Origin of the sequence: Anaerophaga thermohalophila DSM 12881 (assembly GCF_000191885.1) — a bacterium.
In the GTDB taxonomy this organism is placed as follows: Bacteria; Bacteroidota; Bacteroidia; order Bacteroidales; family Marinilabiliaceae; genus Anaerophaga; species Anaerophaga thermohalophila.
This window is the reverse complement of sequence record NZ_AEWI01000013.1, coordinates 99590-114344: the sequence shown is the minus strand read 5'-3', so window position 1 is coordinate 114344 and position 14755 is coordinate 99590. Positions and strand designations below refer to the sequence as shown.

15 protein-coding genes are annotated in these 14755 nt (G+C 40.8%); 10 read left to right on the top strand and 5 right to left on the bottom strand.

The features are described from left to right. Positions 1-106 precede the first annotated feature (106 nt). Positions 107-886 (top strand): nucleoside triphosphate pyrophosphohydrolase, encoded by a 780-nt coding sequence (gene mazG / locus ATH1_RS0105505; RefSeq protein WP_010418707.1) that lies wholly within the window; start codon positions 107-109, stop codon positions 884-886. A 164-nt stretch (positions 887-1050) separates the two neighbouring features. Continuing rightward, the gene (locus ATH1_RS22440) at positions 1051-1176 is read left to right on the top strand and encodes a hypothetical protein (RefSeq protein ID WP_280959758.1); all 126 of its coding nucleotides are present in this window, start codon (positions 1051-1053) and stop codon (positions 1174-1176) included. Between the two features lie 8 nt (positions 1177-1184). Here ATH1_RS22440 and ATH1_RS18995 read toward each other — a convergent pair whose 3' ends face one another. The 5 genes from ATH1_RS18995 to ATH1_RS0105475 all read right to left on the bottom strand — a co-directional run bounded on the left by ATH1_RS18995 (position 1185) and on the right by ATH1_RS0105475 (position 5343). After that, the gene (locus ATH1_RS18995) at positions 1185-1880 is read right to left on the bottom strand and encodes a PmeII family type II restriction endonuclease (protein ID WP_010418705.1); all 696 of its coding nucleotides are present in this window, start codon (positions 1878-1880) and stop codon (positions 1185-1187) included. 98 nt (positions 1881-1978) lie between these two features. Beyond that, positions 1979-2857: a DNA-methyltransferase gene (locus ATH1_RS0105490; RefSeq protein WP_010418701.1), complete on the bottom strand. Its 879-nt coding sequence runs from the start codon at positions 2855-2857 to the stop codon at positions 1979-1981. 360 nt (positions 2858-3217) lie between these two features. Further along, complete coding sequence (locus ATH1_RS22755) at positions 3218-3784, bottom strand: Rossmann-fold NAD(P)-binding domain-containing protein (RefSeq protein ID WP_425358281.1); 567 nt, start codon at positions 3782-3784, stop codon at positions 3218-3220. Continuing rightward, positions 3720-4223 (bottom strand): Rossmann-fold NAD(P)-binding domain-containing protein, encoded by a 504-nt coding sequence (locus ATH1_RS22750; protein ID WP_010418693.1) that lies wholly within the window; start codon positions 4221-4223, stop codon positions 3720-3722. The genes ATH1_RS22755 and ATH1_RS22750 overlap by 65 nt, the downstream gene beginning before the upstream one ends. Positions 4224-4365: 142 nt before the next feature. Beyond that, positions 4366-5343, bottom strand: a complete 978-nt coding sequence (locus tag ATH1_RS0105475) for a carbamate kinase (protein ID WP_010418691.1) — start codon at positions 5341-5343, stop codon at positions 4366-4368. 711 nt (positions 5344-6054) lie between these two features. On the opposite strand from ATH1_RS0105475, the gene ATH1_RS22160 reads away from it, so the two are divergent. The 8 genes from ATH1_RS22160 to ATH1_RS0105440 all read left to right on the top strand — a co-directional run bounded on the left by ATH1_RS22160 (position 6055) and on the right by ATH1_RS0105440 (position 14666). Then, a complete protein-coding gene (locus tag ATH1_RS22160) occupies positions 6055-6417 on the top strand; it encodes a hypothetical protein (protein ID WP_010418685.1) in 363 nt (120 codons plus the stop codon). Continuing rightward, the gene (locus ATH1_RS22155; protein WP_010418683.1) at positions 6389-6781 is read left to right on the top strand and encodes a hypothetical protein; all 393 of its coding nucleotides are present in this window, start codon (positions 6389-6391) and stop codon (positions 6779-6781) included. The genes ATH1_RS22160 and ATH1_RS22155 overlap by 29 nt, the downstream gene beginning before the upstream one ends. A 161-nt stretch (positions 6782-6942) precedes the next feature. After that, positions 6943-9384, top strand: a complete 2442-nt coding sequence (locus ATH1_RS0105465; protein WP_010418681.1) for a DNA translocase FtsK — start codon at positions 6943-6945, stop codon at positions 9382-9384. Between the two features lie 215 nt (positions 9385-9599). Beyond that, entirely contained in the window at positions 9600-10247 is a 648-nt protein-coding gene (gene lolA1 / locus ATH1_RS0105460) for an outer membrane lipoprotein periplasmic chaperone LolA1 (protein WP_010418678.1), read from the top strand. A gap of 251 nt (positions 10248-10498) precedes the next feature. Continuing rightward, positions 10499-11434: an ATP-binding cassette domain-containing protein gene (locus ATH1_RS0105455; RefSeq protein ID WP_010418675.1), complete on the top strand. Its 936-nt coding sequence runs from the start codon at positions 10499-10501 to the stop codon at positions 11432-11434. Positions 11435-11446: 12 nt separating this feature from the next. Then, a complete protein-coding gene (locus ATH1_RS0105450; RefSeq protein WP_010418672.1) occupies positions 11447-12169 on the top strand; it encodes an ABC transporter permease subunit in 723 nt (240 codons plus the stop codon). Positions 12170-12181: 12 nt separating this feature from the next. Next, entirely contained in the window at positions 12182-13690 is a 1509-nt protein-coding gene (locus ATH1_RS0105445) for a GldG family protein (RefSeq protein ID WP_010418670.1), read from the top strand. A 1-nt stretch (position 13691) separates the two neighbouring features. Continuing rightward, a complete protein-coding gene (locus ATH1_RS0105440; protein ID WP_245531718.1) occupies positions 13692-14666 on the top strand; it encodes a DUF4340 domain-containing protein in 975 nt (324 codons plus the stop codon). Positions 14667-14755 lie beyond the last annotated feature (89 nt).

Sequence of the window (14755 nt, the reverse complement as noted above, 5' to 3'; positions counted from 1 at the left end):
AATTTTTCTTATGAAACGAGCATGACAAGGTTTGTCACAAAAGAACATGTATATAATCATTGATGCGAGTTCCATCAGACCAATAACTTAAGTAAATTATATACTGATGAAAATGCACGAAAAGAAAGAAGCATTCGGGCGATTGCTCAAAATAATGGATGAGCTAAGAGAAAAGTGCCCGTGGGATCGTAAACAAACGAATGAATCATTACGGACACTCACAATAGAAGAAACCTATGAACTGGCCGATGCCATTATAGAAAACTCGGATGAAGCCATAAAAAAAGAGTTGGGCGATCTGCTACTCCATATCGTTTTTTATGCTAAAATAGGTGAGGAAAAAGGGACTTTTACCATTGAGGATGTTATTGAATCGTTGATTGAGAAACTCATCTATCGTCATCCGCATATTTTTGGCGAAACTAAAGTAAAAAGTGCCACCGAGGTAGAGCAAAACTGGGAACAACTAAAATTGAAAGAAAAAAATGGAAATCGTTCTGTTTTGGCAGGAGTCCCAAAATCATTGCCGGCCATGGTAAAAGCCAATAGAATTCAGGATAAAGCACGTGGTGTCGGATTCGACTGGGAACACCGTGACCAGGTGTGGGAAAAAGTGCAGGAAGAATTGGCCGAGTTGAAAGATGAAATGCTCAAAGGCAGACAAGACGCTATTGAAGATGAATTTGGTGATCTTTTCTTTTCACTAATCAATGCAGCTCGATTGTATGGCGTAAACCCTGAAAATGCACTTGAACGTACCAATCATAAATTCATTAAACGCTTTAATTATCTTGAGCAAAAAACTATAAAACAGGGTATTAACCTCAAAGACCTTACTTTGGCCCAAATGGATGAAATCTGGAATGAAGCGAAAACGGCAAAGTGAGGTACAAAGGGGCAAAAGGGCCATAAGTAAGAAGGGTGGAAAGGTTGGATGGTAGACGGCCTTCTCCCATTCATTCACTCATTTCTCATGACTTCAGCAGAGTTAACAGGGCCAGTCACTGAAAGAGATGGTTGCTCATTGTTTCACCGGTTCATCGATTGAGTATGAAACAGACTGAAAAATTAAAGAAACACGGAACCAATTATTTTAACGACTACAGCCAATTGGATAATATTCTCTTTGTGAATGCATCCAGAGCAAAAGAGATAGTAAAAAAGCAGGATATGTAAGTTTAATGCTATGTGGAAACCTTGCCTGAATTAAATTCTACAAGTTTTTCCCAGTTAATCTCACCGTTGTCATTACAAAAATCATTTGCGAATTCTTTTGTGAATTTGTTGATCATTTTGGCATAAGAAGCCAAAAACATTTCATTTTTTTCTTTTGCTTTATGACCTATCGGCTCAACAATGTCTTTATATAGATTCTCCTCTCCGGAAATAAAACTCCAGAAATCCTGACCACAATATTTGAAATAGCTTCCTTTATCAGGATTATTATCTCTTCCATAGCAGCATCCGTTAACAGCGACTACCATTAAGCCGGAATTGCTGGTTCTGAGGGTACGCCTGGCAGTATTGAAATCACTTTTCATTTTCCCGATTTGACTACTGTTTCCCCAATTTGGTCCGGATTTAATATTAACAATGTAACGAATATTATTTTTATCAAATTCCAGATCAATGCCTTGTATTCCGGATTTCCAACCATTATAAACCTTTTGATTAATGAAAATGGCAAGTCCTTCCAGCCAATCCCCAAAAAGAGTTTCTTCATTTGAGGAAATAAATGCATCAGTAAGCTTTCGGATAATTTCTTCTGCGGTAAGGAGATGTTTAGCTTTAAAGAGGTATGGATTCTTTCTCTTTAGAACGCTTTTTAACTCCAATTTCTTTAATCCATCAATTCTTTTCTGATGAAACGAGCATGACAAAGTTTGTCACAATAGAACATGTATAAAACTCTTGCATGCGAGTTCCATCCAACCTTAATAATTAAATTTTATACGGATGAAATGTTCCGATATTTTCCTCAACGTATTTGGTTACGTCTTTTAATTTCAGTTGATTCATAGTCGGTATTGGGTTCAAACAGAACTAACTTTGTGGGTTCAATTCTTTCTTTGATATAATCGAAATATTCTTTATATAGTTCAATCCCTATAGAGTGACGGTTCATTCTCTGCGCTACAAAGTTAGTCGTTCCGGATCCTGTAAAGGGATCGAGAACCGTGTCGCCAGGTTTGGTAAATAGTTTAATGAACCATTCTGGCAGTGCTTCGGGAAAAGCAGCACTATGCTTTTTATTACTGCATTCTGTTGATAAATGCAATACATTGGTTGGATAAGCTTTTTCACGAGCGAGCCAATTCGAAATATTTTTACCAAACCCACTGCCTACCTTTGATTCATCTCTGCGTTTATCGGTGTCACTTAATTTTCTTAACCTGTTTTTTGCCCAATCACCCATAGGCACCATGACAGCTTCCTGATACATCGCAAATTTCCTGCTTTTATTAAACTGAAGAAGCCTCTCCCACGAATCCCTAAAACGATTGGGCCATTTACCCGGATAACTGTTTTTTTTATGCCAAATAAATTCTTCTGTCCACAACCAACCTTGTTTACGCATAGCCAGTATAAGTTCCATTACATAGGTGCTTCTTTCTCCATTGACAACTTTTTCTTTGATATTAAGCACGAAGGTTCCTGAAGGTTTCAATACTCTTAAAAGCTCCTTCGAAACAGGCAGGAACCAGTTTACATATTCTTCAGGTTTTATCCCCCCGTAAGTAGTTTTTCTTTGATCGGCATAAGGAGGAGATGTAAAAATCAAATCAACAGAATCGGATGGTATTTTTTTCAGAACGTCTCTACAATCACCGTGTATTATATCTGTTTTGATTTGCATTTTGTCTCGTTTTTGTCTTCAAATTTAATGATTTCTTGATAATTTGGAATAATCATCAACCATTCATTCAAAGTGGAACCAGATAATAAATCCATCACTTTAGCCCTATGTCTGGCTACATATTTACCGGACAGCATTCCAAATACAGCAAATACCACTCAGGATTATTGCAACGAACATCAGGATCATGCCCGGGAAGCGCTATAACTCCACGGATACCAAAGTGAAAAATTAACAACCCAAGATGTAGAAAAGGCTGCAACAATTCTATAAACAAACCATCTTAAGCAGCGATTATATGTATTTGCAGCAATATATATTGCTTTATCTTTTTCTTTGTTTAAAGATAAACAAATATGGTCATTGCCCCAAAGTAGCTACCATCACGGCCTTAATCGTATGCATCCGGTTTTCCGCCTGGTCGAAAACGATGGAAGCGGGCGACTCGAAAACCTCTTCGGTTACTTCCATGCCATCAAGACCAAATTTATTGAAGATGTCCTCTCCTACTCTTGTTTCCCTGTTATGGAAAGCAGGCAGACAGTGTAAAAATTTGCAGGCCGGATTACCGGTAAGCTCCATGGTTCGGGTATTAATTTGAAAAGGTTTCAGCAGATTGATACGTTCTTTCCATACTTCATCGGGTTCGCCCATGGATACCCAAACATCGGTATATAGGAAATCACATCCGGCCACGCCCTTTTCTACATCGTCTGATATGGTAATGACAGCCCCCGTTTCGGCAGCGATTTTGTGACATTGCTCAACAAGGGAAGGATCGGGCTGCAAAGAAGCCGGCCCTATTATTCTCACATCCATACCCATTTTGGCACCTCCTGCCAGTAATGAGTTGGCCATATTGTTACGTGCGTCTCCCAAATAGGCAAACGAAATCTGATTGAGCGGTACGGTTGAATGCTCCTGCATTGTCATAAAATCGGACAAGTATCTGCGTCGGATGTAAATTTATCTGTAACGACCGTTCCACGACCGGGACACCGGCATATCTGGCCAGCTCTTCGACCACTTCCTGACCGAATCCCCGGTATTCTATCCCGTCGTACATCCGTCCCAGCACCCTGGCTGTATCTTTCATCGACTCCTTATGGCCTATCTGCGAACCGGACGGCCCCAGATAAGTAACATGTGCCCCCTGGTCGTATGCGGCCACCTCAAAGGCACAACGGGTGCGTGTCGATGTTTTTTCAAATATGAGGGCTATGTTTTTACCCTTAAGCCTTGGCTGTTCAATCCCCGCATACCTGGCAGCTTTGAGTTCCCGTGCAAGGTCAAGTAAAAATGCAATCTCTTTTGTTGAAAAATCAAGCAGTTTCAGGAATGACCTGTTTTTTAAATTAAAAGCCATGTGTTTTTAGTTTTTAGTCAATAGTTTTTAGTCAATAGTTTTTAGTCAATAGTTTTTAGTAACATTTAACAACCTAACAACTAACAACCTAACAACTAACAATCTAACTATCTAACAATCTAACAATCTAACAATCTATCTATCACTCGTATTTATGTAAATCTTTCTCATCGTAATGCATAGTAATCTTGGTTCCGTAGGATTTATCTTCCAGTTTTTTTGATTCGGTAATAATACTTTGTCTTCCGCCATTTTCTATGAAAGACAGAGCGGCTTTAATTTTCGGAGCCATGCTTCCCTCCCCGAAAGTGCCGGCTTCCAGGTATTTCAATGTATCGGCATAGTTCAGAAACTCGAGTTTTTCCTGATTGGGCTCTCCAAAATTAGCATAAACAAACGGAACATCGGTCAGGACATAAAAATCATCTGCCTTGATCTGGGTGGCCAGAAGCGAAGATGCAAGGTCTTTATCTACTACTGCTTCCGATGGACGGACCATACCTTCCTTGTCGGTATAAACAGGTATGCCTCCTCCCCCTGCGGCAATAACAATAGTTCCCGCCCTGGCATTACTTTCAACAACTTCACAATTCATAACCGACCTGGGCACTGGAGATGCAACCACCCTCCTGTATCCACCTGGACTTTTCTTGTCTTCTTTAAATGTCCAGCCTTTCTCGGCCGACAAGCGGTCGGCTTCCTCCTTTGACAAGATTTTTCCGATGCGTTTGGTGGGATTTTGAAACGCATCATCGTTTGGATCAACTTCGGTAAGCGTCATCAATGTAAGCACATTCCGGTTCAGTTTGTGGCTGCGGAGCACGTTGATCAGACATCGTTCGATCATGTACCCGATACCACCCTGACTGTCGGCCACACAAATATCCAATGGCATTTGAGGGATACCATATTGTTTTTCGCCGGCATCGTTACGCATCAGAATATTTCCAACCTGCGGACCGTTGCCATGGGTAAAGACAAGGTTATACCCCTCTTTTACAAGAAAAATCAAATTTTCCAGGGTTTCGGTAGTGTTGGCCTCTTGTTCTTCGATGGTTCCGGCCTGATTGTTGCGCAACAAGGCATTTCCACCAAGAGCTATTACGGCAAGCTTACTCATATTTACAGATAATTAGACGTTTAGATATAAGTGAATAGATGATCAGACATAAGATAGTAATTCAGATATCTTTCTGCTATGCTCTGCATATCCATTAAATAATGACACGATAATCGATAAAATAAGCTGTTTTTCCTATGATCATTGTCATTGGAAGAAGTAAAATATAATTCAATGCCGGTACATTTAGTACACGTCTGTAAATGCGCAAAAATTTTCACAATATGTCTGTTCAGAAAGTGCCGGCTCAAGCGTAACCCGGCAAATGGTTCTTTATGGAGAGTCACTATTTGGCCTGTTTTTTGACGAGTAGATGAAAAGTCAGGACGAGGAATTACCTCTTTTCATTTTTTTCTGTTAGTTTTGATAGAATAAAATTGTGCCGGGAACAATGAAATTGGTAAAAAAGGACTTTAAAGGGGGGCTCGAATTGTCATTTCATCAGTATAAAATTAGTCTAAGTTATTGGCCTGATGGAATTTATCATACTTTAATTGATATTAGATTCTTCGCTCCGCTCAGAATGACAGACTGTCTAATGTCATTCTGAGGGGGTAACGCCGAAGAATCTGTTACCTGTTTTTGGTTTCTTAGATGATTAAAGGTTAATTATACATGTTCTTTTGTGACAATCTTTGTCATGCTCGTTTCATCAGTATAAACATGGTTGACAATGACCGTAACTGGTACCCTTCTATATAAACAGAGTTTATGAAAAAATACCTGAATATTGAAATTACAGAAGCTTTTCGTTTTTATCTCATTACCGTTTTGATATTTTTGATAGCCGGATGCGTTTCCAGGAAAGAAAAAAAAGACTATCCGGTAATTGACGAAGGCATTGTAAATTATTCCATTTCTTACACCCCCGACATAATGGAAAAGTCGTATTCGTTTCTATTGCCCGGGGAGATGAAATATTATTTCAGACCCGGGCAGGAACGAATATCGTTTAAGGGTGATCTTGGTATCTATTATCTTGATTTTATATCGAACCATACCAACGATAGTAGCTCTACTCTCTTAAAGATTGTCAACAAAAAAAATGTTTGTCCCGGCTTCCGAGAGTCGTAAACTTTTTATTTTTCAGGAACTGAAAAACGGCTCGTTAAGTTTCGACAACGATACAACCCGCACTATTCTGGGTTATGAAGCAAAAAAGGCTACTATCCATCTCAACAACCCGATCAACACAGAGATTATAGTTTGGTACACACCACAAATAGCTAATGCTACGATTAATAAAAACACTCCCTTCTCAAAAATTCCGGGCGTTATGCTTGAGTTTGCCATATATTATAATAATGTTCTTTTCACACTCAAATCATCTTCGATCGAAAAAAGTGATCTTTCCGATTCAGTTTTCGCTGTTCCCGATGGTTACCGCCATACTACCATTGAGGAAATAGAGCGAACCATTGCAGAAATTATCCGCTAAGGCTGTTAATTTTATCACGCTGCAATAAGCGAATAGGTGGTGCAAATTATTAATTTTGCAGTCAGGTTAAATCCTGAAGCTTTATTCATTGACATCACAGTGAGCTTAACGAAAGAGCATGAGGTATTTAAAGCCTTGCAGAAATACAATCAACAATTATCATGAGTACCGGAAATAATAACAGAACAGGAAAAAAGAGACGCAGGTCTGGACTTTCGAAATGGGAGACCAACTTTAAAAATTTTAAATTCCGGTTCATTTCAGGGCTTACTCTGATAGCTTTCTCCTTCTATCTGGCACTGGCATTTCTGTCGTTTTTCTTTACCGGTTTTGCAGACAGAAGCAAATTCGATATCGATTTTTGGAATTTCATCAGAAGTGCAGAAATAACAGTTGAAAACTGGACGGGTAAATTGGGTGCATGGATGGCCGACACACTTATTAACGACTGGTTTGGAGTAGCTTCGGTCTCGATCATAATTCTGTTGTTTATGACGGGTATAAAGCTCCTGGGGGCTAAAATTATAAAACTTTCGCATGCTTTTGTACATGCAGCGTTAATCACTATTTGGCTGTCGGTTACCCTGGGTTTCTTTTTTATCGATTCTGTCAACGACCAGTATCTTCTCCTGGGAGGAGCTCATGGTTTTTTCCTCAGTAAATGGCTGAATGCCGCTATTGGGTGGGCCGGAACTTTAATTCTGATACTGGTATCTTTGACGGCTTATCTCGCTTTTTGTTTTGATTGGTTTATTCCTTTAATTTCAAAGCCATTCAGAAAGAGTTCTTCTCGTGTTCCGGAAAGTGAGAAGCCGGGAACGGCCTTTCAGAAAAGCCATCATCCCCAAAACAATGAAACCTGTCAGTCTGAAAAAGACGCTGAAATACAACATAAACAAGAAGTTCATATATCCCGGCCTGACATGGCAGAAGCAACTCCGCCATTGCATCAGGACGAAACCGTTGAAAAGGAATTCCAACCCGAAAACACGGATAAATCACTTGAATATACCGGAGATGATGACCTTGAGCTGAAAATTGAGAAGGCTGCCCGCGAAGAAATACTGGATCACAACGAGGGGAAGCCCCTTGGTGATTATGATCCCACGCTTGATCTTCCATCCTATAAATTGCCCACCTTTGATCTTCTCGATGATCATAGTTCCGATTCGGGACAAGTTGGTGAAGAAGAGCTTATCTCCAATAAAAACCGCATTGTAAAGACACTTGAAGATTACAAAATCGAAATCAGGAGTATAAAAGCCACGGTTGGACCAACCATAACCCTTTACGAGATTGTTCCGGCACCCGGGGTTCGCATCTCGAAAATCAAGAACCTTGAAGATGATATTGCATTATCGCTTGCCGCCCTCGGCATTCGTATCATTGCCCCGATACCTGGCCGTGGAACCATTGGCATTGAGGTGCCAAACTCAGAACCCGAGGTTGTTTCGATGCGATCGATCATAACATCAAAGAAATTCCAGAACAGCAAATATGAACTGCCTGTTGCTTTCGGAAAAACCATCAGCAACGAAACTTTTATGCTCGATTTGACCAAGGCACCACACATGCTGGTGGCGGGAGCTACAGGGCAGGGAAAATCGGTAGGATTAAATGCAATTATTACTTCTCTGCTATACAAAAAACATCCGTCGCAATTAAAATTCGTGCTGGTCGATCCCAAAAAGGTCGAGCTTAATATATACAGCAAAATAGAAAAGCACTTTCTGGCGAAGCTTCCCGATGAAGAAGAATCGATTATTACCGATGTACAGCGGGTTGTTAATACGCTTCATTCGCTTACCATTGAAATGGATGAGCGTTATGAACTTTTGAAAAAGGCCCATACCAGGAATGTGAAGGAATATAATCACAAGTTTGTGAAGCGACAGCTCAATCCGGAAAAAGGCCATCGTTTTATGCCTTACATTGTTGTTATCATCGACGAGTTTGCTGATCTGATTATGACCGCCGGAAAGGATGTTGAAATGCCTATTGCACGTATTGCCCAGCTGGCAAGGGCTGTTGGTATCCACATGATTATTGCCACCCAACGGCCATCGACCAATATAATTACCGGGGTTATAAAAGCCAACTTCCCGACACGTGTTGCATTCAAAGTAGCGTCAATGGTTGACAGCCGTACCATTCTCGACTCTCCCGGCGCCAACCAGCTTATTGGACGGGGAGATATGCTTATCACACAAGGGAGTGATCTGATAAGGGTACAATGTGCTTTTGTAGATACCCCTGAAGTTGAAAAAATCAATGATTACATTGGTGCACAACAGGGTTATCCATCTGCCATGATGTTGCCCGAATATAGCGGCAGTGAGAGTGAAGGAACGGAGCCCGGTGAAGTTGATCTTTCAAAACGGGATCCCATATTTGAGGAAGCAGCCCGGGTTGTTGTCGCCAACCAGTCAGGGTCTACTTCGCTTATTCAGCGTCGTTTTTCCATTGGCTACAACAGGGCAGGCCGTATTATTGATCAGCTGGAGGCCGCCGGAGTTGTAGGCCCCTTCGAAGGCAGTAAAGCCAGACAGGTTCTGGTTCAGGATGAATATGAACTGGAAAAAATTTTTGATTCTATAAGATGAGTGCGGTCTGAATAGATGAGTGCAGTATAAAAAGCATATTTTTGTCAAAATCAAGGCATTTTAAATTTTTGTACCGGAGTTAACTTGTTGTTAATGAGGATGCAAAAATTTAAAACAACAACGAGTCTGGCAACAAAGATGCTTTTTAGACCGGGCTCATAGATGACTTTGGAACGATAATTGAATAAGCACTTTCAAAATAAAACAGACCAGAAATGAAAAAATTATTCATCCCCATTCTGATGCTCATTCCGGTAATTTTGCCGGCTCAAAGTCCGGAAGTGATCAAAGCCGGAAATATTCTTGATAAAGTCAGTGAAATTATTCAGTCACACCAATCCATCAGGGCCGATTTTACCTTTTCCATGGAAAATAAGCAGGCCGATGTTACCGACACTCATAAAGGAACCATCCTGATAGCCGGGGAAAAATATAAGGCGTCGGTCATGAATGTGGATAGTTATTTTGATGGAACAACGCTTTGGACTTACCTTAAAGAGGTGGATGAAGTTAATATCTCCAATCCCGATCCTATGGATGAAACCACGTTAAGTCCTTCCAGTATCTTTAACATCCACAAGCAGGGATTTCGATACATTTTTGCAGGCGAAGATACCATCGATGGCGAGGAAATCAATATCGTGGATATGTTTCCCGAAGACAGGGACAAACCTTATTCCAGAATTAAAGTTTATGTAAATAAGGCCAACAATCACATTACAAAAATATCGCAAATCGGTAAAGACGGTACCAATTATATTATTGATATTACAAACATGGAAACAGATGTCCCGTTTGAGTCAGGCATGTTCACTTTCGATCCTGACAAACACCCTGATGTAGAAATTATTGATATGAGATGAGTGCGGTATAAAAAGCAAAATCAGTAGTGGTTAGTCAGTAGCTGACCAGTCATTCTGATGTTCATATAACTGCAGGGTCAATTCCATGGTTGATGCAATGATTTTTTGCCCGGGGATTGAGTTTTTTACAGTAGTTTGCAATATTAACAGAGACCTATATCTATAAAATTTTCACCCGGGTATTAGAGGAATTCTATTACCCGGTTTTTTTATGTCTTTTTTGCAAGTAATCAACAAACAAAACAAACAAAATGGAAATCATAGTAAAAGAATTGAGTCATTTCTACGGTGTTCAGAAAGCACTCGACCACCTCACTTTTAAAGTGAGAACGGGCGAAATTCTTGGTTTTTTAGGACCCAATGGTGCCGGAAAAACGACTACAATGAAGGCCATCACAGGCTTCCTTACGCCTTCGGAAGGAGATATTTTGATTGATGGCGTCAGTGTATTTAAAAATCCGGAAAGAACCAAACAAACCATTGGATATCTGCCCGAAAACAATCCCCTTTACGGCGATATGCCGGTAATTGATTATCTTATTTTTGCCGGGAAACTTCAGGGGCTCGATGGCAGAAAGCTAAGAGAAAGAGTCAGGGAGATGATACGGATTTGCGGTATTGATTCGGAAAAACACAAGAAAATAGGTGAACTCTCAAAGGGATTTCGTCAGCGTGTCGGGCTGGCACAGGCACTGGTCCACGACCCGCAAGTGTTGATACTGGATGAGCCCACAACCGGCCTTGATCCCAATCAGATAATAGAGATACGCGAACTTATCCGTCAGATAGGTAAAGAAAAAACCGTATTACTAAGTTCTCATATTCTTGCCGAGGTTGAAGCTACCTGCGATCGTGTGCTCATCATCAACAAAGGACAGCTTGTTGCTGACGGTACACCGGAGGAATTGAGGCAACAAGCTCGTGGCAATGAAATATTGCATGTTTCCATTGAAGGAGAAAGCGATGATAATAAAGTATTTAAAGCTTTGCAGGAACTTCCACAGGTAGCTGTTGTCGATTTCCGTAACGATAAAAAGGGCGGTTTTGAAATCCAAAGCAAAGCCGGTGAAAGTTCGACCAAAGACATTTTCGACTTATGCGTGAAGAATGGTTGGTATCTGACAGAACTCACTCCTTTTGAAAAGAATTTGGAAGACATCTTCCGCGAAGTAACCACAGAACATTAAAACTTATCCCCCATGAACAAGACATTAATAATTACTTCAAAAGAGTTCCGAAGCTATTTCGATTCTCTGATGGCCTATATTATGCTTTTTGTTTTTCTTGGACTTACAGGTTTCTTTACATGGCTCTACGGAACGGATGTTTTTTATATCAATACTGCAAGTCTGAGGCCATTTTTTCAGACAGCCTACTGGACTCTGTTCCTATTCATCCCGGCTCTTACCATGAAACATATTGCAGAAGAGCTGAAAACAGGTACCATAGAACTTCTTCTGACCAAGCCTGTCACCTACTGGCAGGTTATTGCAGGGAAGTTTCTTGCCACATGGTTGCTCGTTGCGGTTAGTCTCGCTCTCACATTACCCTGGTATGTTACCATCGCCAGTTTAGGCCCGATTGATCATGGTACGGCCATTACCGGGTATCTGGGACTCCTGTTGATGAGCGGGGCTTACATCAGTATTGGCATCTTTACCAGCAGTCTCACCCAAAACCAGATTGTAGCATTTTTGCTGGCATTGATAACAGGAATCTTTTTCCAGATACTTTTCAGTATGCTCTCATCGGTTTTTGACGGTACTATCGGAGATATCTTCGGATACCTCGACCTTCGAAACCATTACGACAATATAACACGTGGCATTATTGACAGTCGTGATTTGATTTATTTCCTGTCTGTTATATTTTTAGCGCTTACCGGTGCAGAAGCTTCATTGTTGAAGAAGAACCTTAATTAAAGTATTGAAAAAATGACAAAAACAAAGCTAAAATATACATTGGTACTGCTATCAGGTATTGTAGTTTTAATTAACCTGATTAGCACAGACTTCTTTGTACGTCTTGATTTCACAGAAGATCAGCGATACACTCTTAGCCAAAGCACGCTTGATATTATTGGAGATTTACAGGACCCGGTTACGGTTACAGCCTATTTTTCGGAAGACCTGCAACCGCAATTCGACCGTATGCGTCAGGATTTCATGAATCTTCTTGAAGAGTATGCAACACGGTCGGATAATAAAGTGGTTTTCACCTTCATTAATCCAAACGAAAGTGATGAATTGGAAAATGAAGCCCGGCAAAATGGCATTCAGCCATTGGTGATCTCTTCACGGGAAAAGAACCAGTCTGTGCAGAAAAGGGCTTATATGGGCGCTGTTATCAACTATGGCGAAGCTACCGAAGTAATCCCTTTTCTGGAGCCCGGTTCTCAGATGGAATATGCCCTGACCATGGCCATAAAAAAGATGACAATTCCTGAGAAACAGCCTGTTGGTGTAATAGCCGGTCATGGAGAGCCAACATTGGAGGAAATGAGTGAAGTAACCAGCGAATTACAGGTTCTTTATACCCCGGAACCCATAACACTGGAAGATTCAGTAAACCTCGACAAATACAAAACTTTGATTTGGGTTCGTCCTGCCGATACCATCCCTCCTGCTCATTTTGAAAAACTTAACACGTTCGTTGAAAATGGTGGTAATGTAGTCGTCGCAATAAACAAGGTTGAAGCCAATTTTTCAACCGGAATGGGCAGAGACCTTTATACCGGGATGAGTGACTGGCTTGAAAAAAAGGGTGTAAAGATAAACTCTGACTTTCTTATTGATGCCAGTTGCGGCAGTGTTACCATCAGACAACAACAAGGTCCGTTTATGATCAATACCCCGGTATCCTTTCCTTTTCTTCCCGTTATTTCTGAATTTGCAGATCATCCGGTTGTGAAAGGATTGAGTGCTGTTATGCTTCAATTTGCCAGCTCCCTTGAGCCGGCTGATACTACAGTTAATTTTGTTCCTCTGGCCTATTCAGGTAAACAATCAGATGTCAGGACGGCTCCTGTATTCTTCAATTTCGAAAAAGAATGGAGCGAGTCGGATTTCAGTCGTTCCCGCATTCCTGTAGCTGCTTTGGTCAGTCCTGAGAACGGGAAGCAGGGCGGAAACATTATTGTTTTCACCGACGGTGATTTCGTCATCAATGGCACAGGTCAGAATGCAAGGCAATTACAACCCGATAACATTTCATTGTTTGTCAATTCGGTGGATTATTTGAATGATGATACCGGTTTGATGCAGTTAAGAACTAAAACTGTTAAACATCGTCCATTAGACCAGATAAATGAAAGCAAACAAACCTGGCTTAAAATCCTGAATTTTGGGCTGCCCTTGCTTTTGGTCATCATTATCGGGATAGTCAGATATCAGAAAAATATAAACATCAGAAATAAAAGAAGGGAGGAGAGCTATGCTAAGTAAAATGAATATAAGGACATTATCAATTGTCTTTTTCGTTCTGTTAGTCGTTTTTACCATTCATAAAATTACCGAACCCAAACGTGTTGGTAATTTGCCCGAAAACCTGGTTTCTTTTGTGCCGGAGGAATGTGACAAGATTGTGATATCTCAACGGGGAAATGATGATCCGGCCATTGTCATGAGTAAGGAGGCCAATGGCAAATGGATAGTAAAATCCGAGAATTCCGAAAAAGAATTTATGGCCGATTCAAGCACTATTAAGCGCACCCTGAAGACAATGAGTCAGCTCAAGCCCATGCGGATGGCCACACAAAGCAGAGACAGATGGGAACAATTTGAAGTGACCGACTCAGCCGGCATGGAGGTAGCATTTTACAATGACGACAACGTTCTGGCAGACCTGATTATCGGTCGTTTCACCTATATTCAGTCGCCCATGGCTGCACAGATGAGACAACGTAATCCTTATATGCGTCAGAATCCCGGCACCATGAGTACTTATATCCGCAGAAAGGGGGAAGATGAAGTGTTTGCTGTTGAAGGTTTTCTTTCTTCCCTGATTAGAGCTGATGTAAATCATTTCAGAGATAAATCACTTTTTTCGTTGCAAAACGACTTCAAATATCCCGTTGAACTTTCATTCAAAGTTCCCGGTGACAGCTCGTTTGTTCTTACCCAAACAGACGGCCAATGGGTGATTGGTGAAGTACCGGCCGATTCTGCTGCTGTGGCTGACTATTTAAAAGATATCAGGAATCTGAAGGTCAGATCGTTTGCTAATAATAAACCCGAAAATATTACTCATAAACTTACCATAAAAGACAGAAATGGACTGATATCAGTAATAGAAGCCGAATTTGACAAAGATTCCACGTTGATTATGTCAAGCCAACATCCCGATAATTGGGCGCTTGATAAAAACAATTATTTGTTCGATAAGATTTTTGTATCGAAGGGTTTATTGCTGAATAATTAACTGGCAGGTCGAATATTATATTCCCGGTTTTCTGTCTGCTGCCTCCTCTTCGGTGTGTCATGTAATATTGGCACAGTGACGGGGGGATT

Bases quoted from the DNA above. Each gene is read 5' to 3' on its own strand.
- mazG (WP_010418707.1), top strand. From the start codon at position 107: ATGAAAATGCACGAAAAGAAAGAAGCATTCGGGCGATTGCTCAAAATA.
- ATH1_RS22440 (WP_280959758.1), top strand. From the start codon at position 1,051: ATGAAACAGACTGAAAAATTAAAGAAACACGGAACCAATTATTTTAAC.
- ATH1_RS0105490 (WP_010418701.1), bottom strand. From the start codon at position 2,857: ATGCAAATCAAAACAGATATAATACACGGTGATTGTAGAGACGTTCTG.
- ATH1_RS22755 (WP_425358281.1), bottom strand. From the start codon at position 3,784: ATGCAGGAGCATTCAACCGTACCGCTCAATCAGATTTCGTTTGCCTAT.
- ATH1_RS22750 (WP_010418693.1), bottom strand. From the start codon at position 4,223: ATGGCTTTTAATTTAAAAAACAGGTCATTCCTGAAACTGCTTGATTTT.
- ATH1_RS0105475 (WP_010418691.1), bottom strand. From the start codon at position 5,343: ATGAGTAAGCTTGCCGTAATAGCTCTTGGTGGAAATGCCTTGTTGCGC.
- ATH1_RS22160 (WP_010418685.1), top strand. From the start codon at position 6,055: ATGAAAAAATACCTGAATATTGAAATTACAGAAGCTTTTCGTTTTTAT.
- ATH1_RS22155 (WP_010418683.1), top strand. From the start codon at position 6,389: ATGTTTGTCCCGGCTTCCGAGAGTCGTAAACTTTTTATTTTTCAGGAA.
- ATH1_RS0105465 (WP_010418681.1), top strand. From the start codon at position 6,943: ATGAGTACCGGAAATAATAACAGAACAGGAAAAAAGAGACGCAGGTCT.
- lolA1 (WP_010418678.1), top strand. From the start codon at position 9,600: ATGAAAAAATTATTCATCCCCATTCTGATGCTCATTCCGGTAATTTTG.
- ATH1_RS0105455 (WP_010418675.1), top strand. From the start codon at position 10,499: ATGGAAATCATAGTAAAAGAATTGAGTCATTTCTACGGTGTTCAGAAA.
- ATH1_RS0105450 (WP_010418672.1), top strand. From the start codon at position 11,447: ATGAACAAGACATTAATAATTACTTCAAAAGAGTTCCGAAGCTATTTC.
- ATH1_RS0105445 (WP_010418670.1), top strand. From the start codon at position 12,182: ATGACAAAAACAAAGCTAAAATATACATTGGTACTGCTATCAGGTATT.
- ATH1_RS0105440 (WP_245531718.1), top strand. From the start codon at position 13,692: ATGAATATAAGGACATTATCAATTGTCTTTTTCGTTCTGTTAGTCGTT.